Raw genomic sequence first — 13628 nt, 5'->3', positions numbered from 1 at the left:
CGGCTCGGCGAGGACGGTCGCGGCGGCGGCGCCCCGCTCGACCGCGACGACCGCGCCGTCCCGCAGCTCCTTGGCGGCGAGCGCCTGCGGGTCGAGCATCCGCCCGTCCATCCACAGCGCCCCGCGCTCGGCGGTCGGGCCCGCGGGCGGGACGCGCGGCGCCTGCGGCGCCCCGGTGAGCAGCGCCTCCTTGGAAAGCAGCGCCTCCTTGGAGAAGCGGGGGGCGGGGACCCCGCCGGCCGCCGCCGGGGCGTCGAGCGCGGCGGTCAGCGACCGGGCGACCCCGCCGACGGTGATCTCCGAGTCCATGTCGATCACGACGTCGCGTGGTCCGCCGCCGGTCAGCGCCGTGAACGAGATCCGCATCCGAGCCCTCCATCGCGCGCCGCCCCGCGCCGCCGGCGCTGCCGTCCGGGCCAGCTTAATTACCGGCGCCCACAGATTCCGGCGAAGCCGGTTCGGGGGGCGTGGGGGGTCGTCCCCCCTCGGGAAGAAGGGTTTCCGGCGAAGCCGGTTCGGGGGGCGTGGGGGGTCGTCCCCCCTCGGGAAGGAGCGTTTCCGGCGAAGCCGGTCGGGGGGCGGCCGCGGCGATGATGGTCCTGAGCGCGTCGTCCAGCGGTGTCGGCGCCATGCCGAAAACGGACTGGAAGGCCGAGGAGTCCAGGACGTACGGCCGGTCGAACTGGTAGCGGGTCTCCCGCATCTCCTTGAGCAGCGGGCTGGCGAGCCCCGCCGCCGTGAAGATCGGCCGCGGCACCTCGTGGATGCGCGGGGCGGGCGCGCCGGCGATCCGGCACAGCCGCTCGGCGAGTTCCCGCGTCGACACGGCGGGCCCGGTCGGGATGTGCCAGGCCCGGCCGTAGGCGCGCTCGTCCGTGCCGGCGATGGCGAGCGCCTCGGCGACGTCGGGCAGGTACGTCCAGGCGTGCGGGATCGAGGGGTCGCTGAAGTAGAGGACGCGCCTGCCCGCGAGTAGCGGCTTCACGAACCGCGTCTCGCCGACGTACGCCTGGTCGGTGCTGCCGGGGCCGTAGTAGTCGGACCCGCGCAGCTCGGTGGCGCGGACGCGGCCCGCCCGGTGCGCGGCGAGCATGTCGTGCCACATCGCCGCGCGGACGCGCCCCTTGGTGCCGGTCGCCGCCAGCGGCAGGTCCTCGGTCATCGGGCCGTCGACCGGCCCGTACCCGTAGAGGCAGCCGAGGGTGACGAGGGCGGCGCCGGTGTCCTCGGCGGCGCCCAGGAACGACGCGGCCATCGGCGGCCAGTCCCGCGCCCAGCGGTGGTAGCGCGGGTTGACGCAGTTGTAGATGGTGTCGGCGCCCTTGGCGACGGCGGCCAGCCGGGCCCGGTCGGCGACGTCGGCGGCGACCCGCTCGACGCCCTCCGGTCCCGAGCCGGAGCGCGTCACGACGGTGACGTCGTGTCCCATGCCGGTGAGCCGCTCGACGAGGTGCGAGCCGACCTGCCCGGCGCCGACGATCACGTGCTTGCCCATGGTCCTTCTCCTTCGGTGTTCTTCGGTCCGGTTCGGTGTTCTTCGGTCCGGCCGCCGTCCGGTGCGGTCCGGGGTTCCGGTGCCGGTGGCGGTTTCAGGCCGCGCTCTCGATGTGGTTCTTGAGGGCGGCCAGGCGGGCCTCGTGGCCGGCGCGGAGCTTGTCCTCGCCGTAGACGAGGCGGACGAGCGGGCCGTCGAGGGACTCCTGCAGCGTCACGCGGGTCCGGTCGTCCTCCCTGGTCAGGACCATGCGGTCGACGGCCCGGTAGAGGCCGAGCATGCTGCCCGTCCAGCTCAGTTCGCGCCCCGGGGCGACGACCGCGAAGCGCGAGCGCAGCGGCACGCCCTTCTGGGCCCAGCGGAACTCGCGGCCCGGCTCGACGGCGTCCAGGGCGCACAGCCGGAAGTCGGTGGCCCAGCCCTCCCAGCCGCGCAGGTCGGCGAGCACGTCCCAGATCCGGTCCGGTGACGCGTCGATCAGGACGCTGGACGCGCTGACCACGGGGGCGTCCTCGTCGATCCGGCCGCGCAGCGCGTACTCGTCGTGCAGGGTCGCCAGGTTCGGCATGGCCGCCTCCGTCCGGTCCGGAGCCCGTGGGTTCGGTGCTCTCTGACGTGAGCAATGCTCTCTCTTTGGAGCGCCGCTCGTCAAGAGCAGTGCTCTCGTTTTGTTCCGGCGCTCTGCTAACCTCGCCGCATGAGCGGGCGGACGGTACGGGAACGGGTGCGCGCCGAGCTGATCAGGGAGATCACCGGCATCGCGCGGGAGCAGCTGGCGACGGAGGGCGCGGCGGGGCTGTCGCTGCGGGCGGTGGCCCGCGAGATGGGCATGGCCTCCTCGGCGATCTACCGCTACTTCCCGAGCCGCGACGACCTGCTGACCGCGCTGATCATCGACGGCTACAACGCCGTCGGCGAAGCCGTGGAGCAGGCCGACGCGAGCGCGCGCGAGGCCGGGACGTCCTTCCCCGGGCGGTGGCTCGCCGTGTGCCGGAGCGTCCGCACGTGGGCGCTGGCGCACCCGCACGAGTACGCGCTGCTGTACGGCTCGCCGGTGCCCGGCTACGAGGCGCCGGAGGACACCGTCCCCGCGGCCATGCGGGACACGGTCGTCTTCGCGCGACTCGTCTCGGAGGCGCACGCGGCGGGGGCCCTGGAGCCCGCCGGGCCGTGCCCGCCGGCGCCGCCCGTACTGGGCGAGGACCTGGCCCGCGGCCGGGCCGCGCTCCTCATCGACGCGCCCGACGACGTGGCGGCCCGGGCGTTCACCGCGTGGGCCGGCCTGTACGGGACGGTCAGTTTCGAATTGTTCGGGCAATTCAACAATGTGATCGAGGAACGGGCCGCCTACTTCGACCACGCGATGACCCTGCTGGGGCGCCTGGTCGGCTTCCACGACGTCCCGTAACGGCGCCGCACCCGGGGCCGGCCGGTCGCCGCGAATGTCCCGCCAGAGGCGGTCAGTGACGGATGTGACTGGTGGTAAGTAGCGAAGTGACCGGTGAATTCGCAGGTCATCGCCATGGTCGGGGAGAACGGCGCGCTTACCCTCACCGAATCCATTGACGCGGCCTTGCCCGCACCGCAAGCATGGATCGCCCGATGATGCGGAGACCTCCTGAGGCGAGGTCCGCGGGAGGGCGGGAAGGGGCACGTGCGCAGCGCGATGAAGGCCAACCAGTCGGCCCTCGCCGGCGGCTCGTCCGGCGGCTCCTCCGGGCCGAACGCCGGCGGCGGGCTCGGCCGCACCGGCCTCGGCACCTCCGGCGGGCAGCGGCTGCCCGTCTCGCCGCGCGAGCGCAAGCCGGCGCTGGCCGCGCTCGCGGTGCTGCTCATCCTCGGCGGCGCGCTGGCCAGCGCCTACCTGGTGATGGCGAGCGGCCAGCGGGGGTCGGCGATCCGGATCGCGCAGCCCGTCGCGGCGGGGCAGCAGATCCCGCAGAGCGCGCTGGAGGAGGTGCAGATCGGCGACACCGGCGTCCAGTACATCAACTGGTCGGAACGGCTGAACGTGTCCCGGTACTACGCCTCGGTCCCGCTGGTCAAGGGCGCGCTGCTGACCAACGGCATGATCAGCCGGACCGACGAGGCGGCCAAGGGCCGGCTGGTCGTGGGCCTCGCGCTCAAGCCGGGCCAGCTGCCGTCCGACGGCGTCGAGAGCGGCAAGAAGGTGACCCTGTACGCGGTCGGCAACGGCAGCGGCAACGGCGGCGGCCCGCGCGCCGGGACGGTGCTCGCCGCCGAGGCCATCGTGATCAACGTCGGGAGCGGCGGGGGCGACCGGCTGCGCTCCGACCAGACGACCGTGGACGTCGCCGTCGCGCCCGGCGACGCCCCGCAGGTCACGGAGGCCGCGTCCGCCGGGACGGTCGCGATCGCGCTGATCCCCGACGGGACGAAGGCGCCCGGCCAGCCGGCCGGCGGGACGCCGGGCAAGCAGACCCCGGCGACCGGCGGCGCCCAGCCTCCGGCCGGGACGGGCGGCAGCGGCGACGGCAACGGCAACGGTGCCGGTACCGGCACTCCCGGTGCGGGGAACGGCACTCCGGGCACAGGCGGGAACTGACAGTGGCACTGATCGCGCTCGCGGCCGACAAGGGGGCGCCGGGCGTCACGACCGCGGCGGTGGCCCTCGGCGCGGTGTGGCCGCGCCCCGTGCTGGTCGCCGAGTGCGACCAGGCGGGCGGCGACCTGGTGTACCGGCTGCCCGCCGCCGCGCCGGACGGCGCGGGCGACGGCGGCATGCTGAACCCGGCGCGCGGGCTGCTCAGCCTCGCCGCGACGGCCCGCCGCGGGCTGCGCCCCGACCAGATCGGCGAGCACTGCCAGCGCCTCGTCGGCGGCCTCGACGTGCTCGTCGGGATCACCAACGCCGAGCAGGCGCAGGGGATGACGTGGCTGTGGGGGCCGCTCGGCCGCGCGTTCGCCGGGCTCGCCCCGGTGGACGTGATCGCCGACTGCGGGCGGCTCGGCGCCGGCACCCCCCTCAACGACCTGCTGCGCGAGGCGGACCTCGTCGTCCTGCTCACCCGGGCGACCCTGGAGCAGGTCGCGCACCTGCGCGAGCGCGTCGCCGCGCTGACGGCGGAGCTGCGCGGCGGGCCGCCGGTCGGGGTGCTGGTGCTCGCCGACCCGCGCGACTTCCGCGGCTCGATCGCCGAGGTCGACCGGATCATCGTCGGCGCGCGCGGCCGGCAGGTCCCGGACCCGGCCGCGCAGGCCGGGCCGCCGCCGCCGGAGGTGCGCGTGCTCGGCGGCCTGGCGCTCGACCCGAAGGGCGCCGACCTGCTGTCGGGCCGCTGGGGCGGCCGCCTCGACCGGTCGCTGCTGATCCGCTCGGCCCGCGAGGTCGCCGGCGACCTGGTCGCGCGCCTCGGCGCCGCGCCCGCCGCCCCGTCCGCGTCCGCGCCGCCCGCCGCACCGCCCATGCCCTCGATGCCGGACGCGGCCGGCGAGCCGGCACCGCACACGCGGCACGCCGCCGGGAACGGACGTCCCGTCCCGCCCGCGGACGCGCGGTCCGAGCAGGTCCCGGCGGGCGGACGGCACGAGGAGCGGGGGCGCTAGGTGGACCACGTCCTCGTCAAACGGCTCCGCCAGGAGGTCGGCGACCGGCTCGCCCAGCAGCGCCGGATGGACGCCGCGCACGGGCTGCCGCCGATGTCCGGGGAGGACGAGCGGCAGTTCGCCCGCGCGCTGATCGGCCAGGTGCTGGAGGAGTTCGCGCGCGGCGAGATCACCTCCGGGCGGCGCCCGCCGAACGCCGAAGAGGAGGAGGCGCTCGCCGCCGGCGTGCACGCCGCGCTGTTCGGGGTCGGCCGGCTCCAGCCGCTGCTGGAGGACCCGGAGATCGAGAACATCGACATCAACGGCTGCGACCGGGTGTTCATCGGCTACGCCGACGGCCGCGAGGTGATGGGCGAGCCGGTCGCCGAGACCGACGAGGAGCTGGTCGAGCTGATCCAGATCCTCGCCGCCTACAGCGGGCTGTCGTCGCGGCCGTTCGACACCGCGAACCCGCAGCTGGACCTGCGGCTCCCGGACGGTTCGCGGCTCTCCGCGGTGATGGACGTGACGCTGCGCCCCGCGCTGTCGATCCGCCGCGCCCGGCTCGGCAAGGTGTTCCTGTCCGACCTGGTCGGCAACGGCACGTTCACCGAGGAGCTGGGCCGGTTCTTCCGCGCCGCGGTCCTCGCCCGCAAGAACGTGATGATCGCCGGCGCGACGAACGCGGGCAAGACGACGCTGCTGCGCGCCGTCGCCAACGAGATCCCGGCGAACGAGCGGCTCATCACCGTCGAGCGGGCGCTGGAGCTCGGCCTGGACGCCTTCCCCGAGCTGCACCCGAACTGCGTGGCGTTCGAGCAGCGGCTCCCGAACTCCGAGGGGCAGGGCGCGATCTCGATGGCGGAGCTGGTCCGCCGGTCGCTGCGGATGAACCCGTCCCGCGTCATCGTCGGCGAGGTGCTCGGCGACGAGATCGTCACGATGCTGAACGCGATGACGCAGGGCAACGACGGCTCGCTGTCGACGATCCACGCGAACTCGTCGGCGGAGGTGTTCAACCGCATCTCCACCTACGCGATCCAGTCGGAGGAGCGGCTGCCCGTCGAGGCGACGCACATGCTGATCGCGGGCGCGATCGACTTCGTGGTGTTCATCGAGAAGCGCAACGACTACGCCTCCGGCGGGCGGCTGCGCCGCTACGTCGCGAGCGTCCGCGAGGTCACCGGCGTGGACGGGCGGGTGCTGTCGTCGGAGGTGTTCGCGCTCGGGCCCGGCGGGTTCGCGGTGCCGTCCGCGCCGATCGCCTGCGTCGACGAGCTCGCCGAGTACGGCTACGACCCGTCCCACGGGGGTGCCTGGTGATCACTGCGAGCGGGGCGCGGCGGGCGCGGCGCGCGCGGAGCGGGGGCCGGTGATGTACTCCGCCGACGTGCTGCTCGCCGTCGTCGCCGGCGCCGTCGCCGGCGGCGGGCTCCTGCTGCTCGCCGTCGCGATCCGCGGCCTGCCGCCGCGGACCCGACCGGTGCGCGGCCGCAGCCGCGAGGACCTCGTCCGGACCCTCACCACCCGCACCGCCGTCGCGGTCATCGTCGGCGTCCTCGTGCTCGCGGTGACCCGCTGGCCGATCGCCGCCGCCGGCACGGGCGCGCTCGTCCTCGCCTGGGACGGCCTCGCCGGCGGCGCCGCCGAGGAGCGCAAGGGCATGGCGCGGCTGGAGGGCCTCGCCGCGTGGACGGAGTCGCTGCGCGACACCATCGCGGGCGCGGTCGGCCTCGAGCAGGCCATCCCGGCGTCGCAGCGCGCCGCCGCCCCGGCGCTCCAGCAGCCGCTGCGCACCCTCGTCGACCGGCTGCACACCCGCGTCCCGATGCCGGAGGCGCTGCGCCGGTTCGCCGACGACATCGACGACCCGTCCGCCGACCTCGTGATCGCCGCGCTGATCCTGAACGCCCGGCTGCGCGGCCCCGGCCTGCGCGACATGCTCAGCGCGCTCGCGACGTCCGCGCGCGCGGAGCTCGACATGCGGCGCCGCGTCGAGGCCGACCGCCGCTCCACCCGCCGCAGCGTCCGGATCGTCGTCGGCGTCTCGGTCGGGACGGCCCTCGCGCTCGCCGTGTTCAACCACTCCTACGTGCAGCCCTACGACGACTTCCTCGGCCAGCTCGTGCTGTGCATCGTCGTCGCCCTGTACGGCGCGGCGTTCCTGTGGCTGCGCCGCCTCGCCAAGTACGACCTGCCCGGGCGGTTCCTCGGCGAGCCGCGGCAGGCCCGTCCCGGCGTGCCCGGCGAGGTGCCGAGCACGGTCGCGGGCTGGCAGGCCGGGCGCGCCGCCACCGGCGCCCAGGACCTCCCGCTGCGCGGCCGGCACACCATGGACGCGGGCGGCGGTGGTGCGGCATGACCGGGGGTGATGCCGCGTGACCGGCGCGATCCTCGCGGGCGCCGTCGTCGGCCTCGGCCTGTACGGGCTCGTCCGGGCGCTGTTCCCGGCGCGTCCCGGCCTCGCCGCGCGGATGGCCGCGCTCGACGCCGCCCGCCGCCGCGACCTGGAGGACGCGCGGGCCGGGACGGTCCGGCCCGCCGGCCGGTTCGGCGGGATGCGGGCGCGGCTCGGGCGGGAGCTGGTGGCGTTCTGCGAGTCGCGCGGCTGGAAGCTGCGCTCGGTCCGCGCGGACCTCGCCATCACCGAGCGGTCGCTGGAGGCGTTCCTCGCGACCAAGTTCCTGCTGCCCGCCGCCGCGCTGCTGTTCATCCCGCTGGTCGTCGGCTACTTCGCGCTGCTCGGCTTCGGCTCGTCCGTGCAGGTCCCGGTGTGGATCTGCGTGCTGTTCGCCGCGCTGTTCTTCTTCTTCCCGGACATGCAGCTGCGGCAGGAGGCGCAGGCCCGCCGGCAGGACTTCCGGCACGTCGTCGGCGCGTTCCTCGACCTGGTCTCGATGAACCTCGCGGGCGGGCGCGGCGTCCCGGAGGCGCTGATGACCGCGTCGAACGTCGGGGACGGCCCGGCGATGCGCCGCATCCGCGACGCGCTCGGCAACGCCCGCCTCACCGGGCAGACGCCCTGGCAGGCGCTCGGCGGCCTCGGCGACGACCTCGACATCGCCGAGCTGCGCGACCTCGCCGGGGCGCTCGCGCTGGTGTCCGACGACGGCGCGCAGATCCGCCGGTCGCTGTCCGCCCGCGCCGCGTCGATGCGCAGCCGCGAGCTGTCGGAGCTGGAGGGCAAGGCGGGCGAGCGGTCCCAGTCCATGCTCGTCGCGCAGCTGTTCCTGTGCGCCGGCTTCCTGGTCTTCCTGGCCTATCCGGCCCTGATGCGGGTGCTCGCCTCGTGACCCCGCACCGCCTCCGGGCCCGTCCCCTTGAAGGAGTCTCGATGAACCCGCTGAACGATCCGGCCCTCGTCTACCTGCGGGCCCTGCTCGGCACGCGGCTCGCGCGGCTGCGCGACGAGGAGGAGCGGAGCAAGGGCGCCTCGGCGATCGAATGGGCGATCATCACCGCGATCCTCGCGCTGATCGCGATCACCATCGGCGCGATCATCCAGAAAAAGATCCAGGACAAGGCCAACAGCATCAACACGGGCTGACCGCGATGCGGTGCCGTGGACGCGCGCGGGCGGCCGCCGCCCTCGCCGCCGCCCGCCGCCGGCTCGGGCCGGACGCGGGCGTGTCGTCGATGGAGTGGGCGCTGCTCACGCCGGTGCTCATCCTCGTGCTGCTCGCCGTCGTCCAGTTCACGATGGTGTTCCACGCGCGGCAGGTCGCGCTGGCCGCCGCGCAGTCCGGCGCCCGCGTCGCCCGGACCCAGCCGGTCGGCGGCGGCTGGCAGGACGCGGCCGTCACGAAGGCGACCGGCGACATCGACCACATCGGGCCGCACCTGATCAGCGGCCTGCACGTCGACACCGGCGAGGTGAACGACGAGCGGTGGGTGCAGGTCAGCGGCGAGGCCGTGCAGGTCATCCCGTTCCTGACCTTCCATGTGTCGCAGCGGTCGCAGGGGCCGATCGAGTGCTTCCGGCCGGACGTCGGGACGGGCCTCGCCTGCCAGCGGGGAGCGGGCCCGTGACCGGGAGGTTCAGGAGGGGGCGGCGGAGCGCGGCCGGCGGCGACCGGGGCTCCATGTCGCTGGAGCTGGTGCTCGTCACGCCGCTGTTCGTCGCGTTCCTGCTGTTCCTCGCCGGCGCGGGGCGGATGGTGGACGCGCAGAGCCAGGTGGACGGCGCCGCCCGCGACGCGGTCCGCGCCGCGTCCATCGCCCGCGACGCCGGGTCCGCGCAGGAGCTCGCGCAGGAGACCGCCACCGCCGGGCTCCGCGACTCGCGCTGGTGCTCCGGCGGCCCGTCCGTCCAGACGGACGTGTCGGACTTCGCGCCCGGCGGGCACGTCGAGGTGACGATCATGTGCGACGTGAACCTGTCCGACCTGGCGTTCATCGGGCTGCCCGGCACCAAGCGGCTGCAGGGCCGGTCGGTCGCCCCGATCGACACCTTCACCTTCCGGGGCGGCGACGGACCGGCGGAACCGGGGGACGGCCGATGAGACGCGCCCTCCGCGTGCTCCGCGCCCGGACCCGGACCCGGCTCTCGGGCCAGGGCGGCGGCGACCGGGGCACGATCGCGATGTACACCGTCCTGTTCACCCCGATCGTGCTGATGCTGGCGGGCCTGCTGGTGGACGGCGGCCTCGCCATCCACGCGCGGCAGCGCGCCGCCGACATGGCCGAGCAGGCGGCGCGCGCCGGGGCGAACCAGATCGACACCGAGGCGCTCCGCACGACCGGCGAGCCCGTCCTCGACCCGGGACGGGCCCGCGCCGCGGCCTGCGACCTGCTCGGCGACTTCGGCACCCAGGTCGCCGCGTCGCGCTGCGACGCCGACCAGCAGCAGGTGACGGTCAGCGTCGAGATCACGGTGAAGCCGCAGATCCTCGGGATCGTCCCGGGGTTCGGCTCGTTCACCCTGACCTCCACCGAGACCGCCCGCCCCGTCACCGGAGGAAACGGCCCATGAGGGCGGCGGAGAACGGCCTTACGATCGAGGCGACGTCCGAGACCCGGCGAACCGTGGGGGCGCGATGGTGACAGGGCATGGGCGGCGGCCCCCCGTACGGGTACGGGCGCGCCGCGGCTCCGGCGACGTCCTCGCCGGCATCGGCGCCCTCGCGGCGCTCGCCGCGCTCCTCGCGGGCGTCCCGTACGCGCTGCTGACGTTCTTCGGGTCGCCGATCCCGTCGCACCTGCCCGCCGCGTCCGACCTCACGCACCGGATCGGGCCCGGCTCGCTCATCGGCATCCTCGTCGTGCTGGTCTGGCTCGCCTGGATCCAGCTCGCGCTGTGCGTGGTCGTCGAGGTGTACGCGGGGATCCGCGGGGTCGGCGTGCCCGCGCGGGTGCCGCTCGCGGGCGGCACGCAGTCGCTGGTGCACCGGCTCGTCGTCGCCGCGCTGCTGCTGTTCACCGCCACGTCCGTGATCATGCCGGCGTTCTCCGGCGGGCTGTCGCAGCGCCCCGCGCACGCCTCGGCGCAGGAGTACCACCGCGTCCCGGACGCGCCGGACCGTCCCGCCGAGGCGCCGCCCGCGCCCGCCGAGTCCCGCACCGAGACGCTCAGCGAGAAACCGGACACCACCAAGATCTACCGGGTGCACCCGCCGGAGGGCCGGCACCACGAGAGCCTCTGGGAGATCGCCGAGAAGTGCCTCGGCGAAGGGCGCCGCTACAAGGAGATCTACGACCTCAACAAGGGGCACGTGCAGCCGGACGGGACGCGCCTCACGATCGCGAGCCTGATCCGTCCCGGCTGGATCCTGGAGATGCCGGCGGACGCCAAGCACGCGCACACCGTCCCCGTGAAGGACCTGCACGACTACTACCGGTTCGGGCACGCCGTCCCGGACCGTCCGGAGCATCCGCAGGACCCGGCGCCCTCGACGCCCGCGCCGCAGAAACCGGCGCCGCAGCCTTCGGCGCCGGCGACTCCGGCGCCGCGGCCGTCCCACACCGAGGCGCCGACGCACAGCGCGACACCGCAGCCGCAGAAGCCTGCGCCCGCGCGTCCGCCCGCGCACACGGCCGCCCCCACGCCGTCGCCGCCCCACACCGCGGCGCCGAGCGTGTCCCCGTCCCACACGGCCGCGCCGTCTCCGTCCCACACGACTGCGCCGTCGCACGGGGCCGAGACCCCGTCGCATCCGCCCGCGCACGGCGGCGGCGGTGCGGGCGGGCCGTCCGGCGAGATGGGCGGCGGTGCCGGCACCGGCGGCGCGAGCCTGCCCGGCCAGAGCCGGACGTCCTACGACGACCCCGGCCCGTCGTTCGAGCTGAAGTGGCCGCAGGGCCTCGCCGCCGCGTCGCTGCTGGCCGCCGGCCTGCTCAGCGTGCTCGGCCGGCGCCGCCGGACGCAGATGTGGAACCGCGCGTTCGGCCACATGATCGCCCGGCCCGAGGGCGCGGCGGCGGAGGCGGAGCGCGCGCTGCGGTTCGGCGCCGACGAGGACGGCGCGCGGCTCCTCGACCTCGGCCTGCGGCACCTGTCGAAGTCGATGGCCGCCGGAGGGCGCGCCCTCCCCACCGTCTACGGGGTGCACCTCGGCCACGCGCAGAACGGGCAGGGCAGCCTCGACCTGTGGATCGCGCCCGCCGACCGCAACCCGCCCGCGCCCTGGCAGGCGTTCGACGACGGGCAGGTGTGGCGGCTGCGCGCCGACGCGGCGGCCGGGCTGGAGGCCGCCGACCTCGCCGACGTCCTCGCCCCCTACCCGGGCCTGGTCTCCATCGGCACCAACGACAACGGCCGCATCCTCGTCGACCTGGAGGCGGCGCACGGCCTGGTCGCGCTGCGCGGCCCCGACGACGACCGGCGCGCCGCCCTCGCCGCGATCGCGATGGAGCTGGCCACCAACCGCTGGTCCGACCACATGCGGATCACGCTCGTCGGGTTCGGCGCCGAGTTCGGCGAGGGCCTCGCCCGGATCGCCCCCGACCGCGTCCGGTCCGTGCCGAACCTCGCGGACGCGCTGCCCGAACTGGAGGGCCGCACCGAGGAGGTCCGGCAGGCGCTCGCCGCGTCCGGCGTCGACTCCGTCCTCACCGGACGCTGCCGCGGCGTGTTCGGCGAGGCGTGGATGCCGCACTACCTGATCATGGCGGACCCGCCGGCGGACTGGGAGGCGGACCGGCTCGTCGCCCTCGCCCGCACCGGCACCCGGATGGCCGCCGGCTACCTCGTCCCCGGCGACGTGCCCGGCGCCACCTGGACCTGGGACGTCGACGAGCGCGCCCGGCTGCACGCCGGCGTCCTCGGCTTCGAGGTGGACGCGCAGCTCGTCCGCGACGACCAGTACCGCGCGGTGTTCGACCTGTTCGAGACGGCCGGGCGGACCGACCCGGTGCCGCTGGCGGACCCCGTGGACGCGCCGCAGCCGCCCGACGCGCAGCAGTCGTCGGTCGACGTCCGGCTGCTCGGCCCGATCGAGGTCGAGGCGCCAGGGCCGATGGACGAGAGCCGCCGCGAACTCTGCACCGAGGTCCTCGTCTACCTGGCGGCGCACCCGAACGGCGTGCACCCGACCGTGCTGTCCGGCGCGATCTGGCCGCGCGGCGTCACCGCGGGCGTCCGCGACGCGTGCGTGGCCCGCGTGTCCGACTGGCTCGGCCGCGACGCCCGCGGCCGCCCCAACCTGTACTACGACGAGCGCGGCCGGATCAGGCTCGGCTCGGAGGTCCGCGTCGACCTCGCCGTGTTCCGGTGGCTGGTGTGGCGGTCCGCCGCCGAGCCCGCCTCCGAGATGGCCTACATGGCGTACGCGCTGGACCTCGTCCGCGGCCCGCTGCTCTCCGGCCGCCCCCGCGGCCGCTACTCCTGGCTCGCCGCGCACGACCTGGAGTACGAGGCGACGGCCCGGGTCGTCGACGTCGCGCACCGGCTCGCCGTCCTGCGGCTGGACGAGGGCGACGCGCGCGGCGCGGTCGCCGCCGCCCGCGCCGGTCTCCGGCTCGCGCCCGACGACGAGGGCCTGTGGCGGGACCTGCTCCGCGCCACCCACGCGACCGGCGACGAGGCGCAGGTCAGGATCGCGGTCGACGAGCTGCGCGGCCGCGTCGGCCGGGACCCGATGATCGACCAGCTGCAGCCGGAGACGGAGGCCCTGGTCGAGGAGCTGATCCCGGAGTGGCACCGGGTCGGGTCCTGATCAGCGGTACAGGCCGGTGCCGCCCAGCGAGTACCGGCCCGGCTGCGGGTGCACGGCCAGGGCCGCCGGACGGCTCCGGAGCCGCGCCCGCCGCAGCACCCGGCCCGTCCGCGTCGACACCGCGTAGACGAGCCCTTCCGCGCCGGCCAGCCACAGCGCCCGCCCGTCCGACGACACGCCGCCCGGGATCGCGTCCCCGCCGCCCGGCAGCGGCCACCGCGCGGTGACGCGGCGGGTCCGGAAGTCCACGGTGGCGAGCGTCCCGCCGCCCGCGACGAACAGCCGCCGCGCGTCCCGGCTGATCGCGAGGCCCCGCGCGCCCGGCGCCGTCCGGACGAATCCGCGCGGCGCGAACGTCCGCGCGTCCACCGCCCACACCCCGCCGTGCGCCGCGGCCGCGGCGAAGAACGTCCCGCCGTCGGGGGTCAGCCGCA

15 protein-coding genes are annotated in these 13628 nt (G+C 75.7%); 11 read left to right on the top strand and 4 right to left on the bottom strand.

The features are described 5' to 3' along the window. From ABZ914_RS32845 to ABZ914_RS32835, 3 genes are all read right to left on the bottom strand, one after another. A partial coding sequence (locus ABZ914_RS32845) for a hypothetical protein (protein WP_500198016.1) occupies positions 1-366 on the bottom strand: 366 nt, incomplete at its 3' end. A gap of 55 nt (positions 367-421) precedes the next feature. Continuing rightward, positions 422-1495, bottom strand: a complete 1074-nt coding sequence (locus tag ABZ914_RS32840) for an NAD-dependent epimerase/dehydratase family protein (protein WP_500198014.1) — start codon at positions 1493-1495, stop codon at positions 422-424. Between the two features lie 94 nt (positions 1496-1589). After that, positions 1590-2063 (bottom strand): SRPBCC family protein, encoded by a 474-nt coding sequence (locus ABZ914_RS32835; protein WP_500198011.1) that lies wholly within the window; start codon positions 2061-2063, stop codon positions 1590-1592. A gap of 129 nt (positions 2064-2192) precedes the next feature. Here ABZ914_RS32835 and ABZ914_RS32830 point away from each other — a divergent pair, with 129 nt between their 5' ends. The 11 genes from ABZ914_RS32830 to ABZ914_RS32780 all read left to right on the top strand — a co-directional run bounded on the left by ABZ914_RS32830 (position 2193) and on the right by ABZ914_RS32780 (position 13194). Next, positions 2193-2903, top strand: coding sequence for a TetR/AcrR family transcriptional regulator (locus ABZ914_RS32830; RefSeq protein ID WP_500198009.1), 711 nt, complete (start codon positions 2193-2195; stop codon positions 2901-2903). Between the two features lie 246 nt (positions 2904-3149). Continuing rightward, complete coding sequence (locus ABZ914_RS32825; protein ID WP_500198007.1) at positions 3150-4061, top strand: hypothetical protein; 912 nt, start codon at positions 3150-3152, stop codon at positions 4059-4061. 2 nt (positions 4062-4063) lie between these two features. Further along, entirely contained in the window at positions 4064-5062 is a 999-nt protein-coding gene (locus tag ABZ914_RS32820; protein WP_500198006.1) for a hypothetical protein, read from the top strand. After that, positions 5063-6364, top strand: coding sequence for a TadA family conjugal transfer-associated ATPase (locus ABZ914_RS32815; protein WP_500198004.1), 1302 nt, complete (start codon positions 5063-5065; stop codon positions 6362-6364). It abuts the gene before it with no gap. Continuing rightward, a complete protein-coding gene (locus ABZ914_RS32810; protein ID WP_387021555.1) occupies positions 6354-7403 on the top strand; it encodes a type II secretion system F family protein in 1050 nt (349 codons plus the stop codon). Before ABZ914_RS32815 ends, ABZ914_RS32810 begins: the two co-directional genes overlap by 11 nt. A 16-nt stretch (positions 7404-7419) precedes the next feature. Continuing rightward, positions 7420-8334, top strand: a complete 915-nt coding sequence (locus tag ABZ914_RS32805; protein WP_500198003.1) for a type II secretion system F family protein — start codon at positions 7420-7422, stop codon at positions 8332-8334. 41 nt (positions 8335-8375) lie between these two features. After that, entirely contained in the window at positions 8376-8588 is a 213-nt protein-coding gene (locus ABZ914_RS32800) for a Flp family type IVb pilin (protein WP_190867078.1), read from the top strand. Positions 8589-8593: 5 nt separating this feature from the next. After that, entirely contained in the window at positions 8594-9070 is a 477-nt protein-coding gene (locus ABZ914_RS32795) for a TadE family protein (protein WP_190867076.1), read from the top strand. Beyond that, on the top strand, positions 9067-9543 hold the full coding sequence (locus ABZ914_RS32790; RefSeq protein WP_500198000.1) for a TadE family protein: 477 nt from the start codon (positions 9067-9069) through the stop codon (positions 9541-9543). Before ABZ914_RS32795 ends, ABZ914_RS32790 begins: the two co-directional genes overlap by 4 nt. Continuing rightward, on the top strand, positions 9540-10013 hold the full coding sequence (locus tag ABZ914_RS32785) for a TadE/TadG family type IV pilus assembly protein (protein ID WP_500197999.1): 474 nt from the start codon (positions 9540-9542) through the stop codon (positions 10011-10013). The genes ABZ914_RS32790 and ABZ914_RS32785 overlap by 4 nt, the downstream gene beginning before the upstream one ends. A 64-nt stretch (positions 10014-10077) precedes the next feature. Next, on the top strand, positions 10078-13194 hold the full coding sequence (locus tag ABZ914_RS32780) for a BTAD domain-containing putative transcriptional regulator (protein WP_500197997.1): 3117 nt from the start codon (positions 10078-10080) through the stop codon (positions 13192-13194). Here the strand turns inward: ABZ914_RS32780 and ABZ914_RS32775 are convergent. Next, on the bottom strand, positions 13195-13628 hold a 434-nt coding region (locus tag ABZ914_RS32775), incomplete at its 5' end, for a YncE family protein (RefSeq protein ID WP_500197995.1).

The sequence above is a fragment of the Spirillospora sp. NPDC046719 genome, from assembly GCF_040645715.1.
Classification (GTDB): Bacteria; Actinomycetota; Actinomycetes; order Streptosporangiales; family Streptosporangiaceae; genus Spirillospora.
Note: the sequence above shows the minus strand (reverse complement) of the source record. Positions and strands in the feature narration are given on the sequence as shown.

What these genes read in the sequence shown, in the direction of transcription:
- ABZ914_RS32840 (WP_500198014.1), bottom strand. Translation starts at nt 1,495, where the DNA reads ATGGGCAAGCACGTGATCGTCGGCGCCGGGCAGGTCGGCTCGCACCTC.
- ABZ914_RS32795 (WP_190867076.1), top strand. Translation starts at nt 8,594, where the DNA reads ATGCGGTGCCGTGGACGCGCGCGGGCGGCCGCCGCCCTCGCCGCCGCC.
- ABZ914_RS32800 (WP_190867078.1), top strand. Translation starts at nt 8,376, where the DNA reads ATGAACCCGCTGAACGATCCGGCCCTCGTCTACCTGCGGGCCCTGCTC.
- ABZ914_RS32835 (WP_500198011.1), bottom strand. Translation starts at nt 2,063, where the DNA reads ATGCCGAACCTGGCGACCCTGCACGACGAGTACGCGCTGCGCGGCCGG.
- ABZ914_RS32780 (WP_500197997.1), top strand. Translation starts at nt 10,078, where the DNA reads ATGGTGACAGGGCATGGGCGGCGGCCCCCCGTACGGGTACGGGCGCGC.
- ABZ914_RS32830 (WP_500198009.1), top strand. Translation starts at nt 2,193, where the DNA reads ATGAGCGGGCGGACGGTACGGGAACGGGTGCGCGCCGAGCTGATCAGG.
- ABZ914_RS32785 (WP_500197999.1), top strand. Translation starts at nt 9,540, where the DNA reads ATGAGACGCGCCCTCCGCGTGCTCCGCGCCCGGACCCGGACCCGGCTC.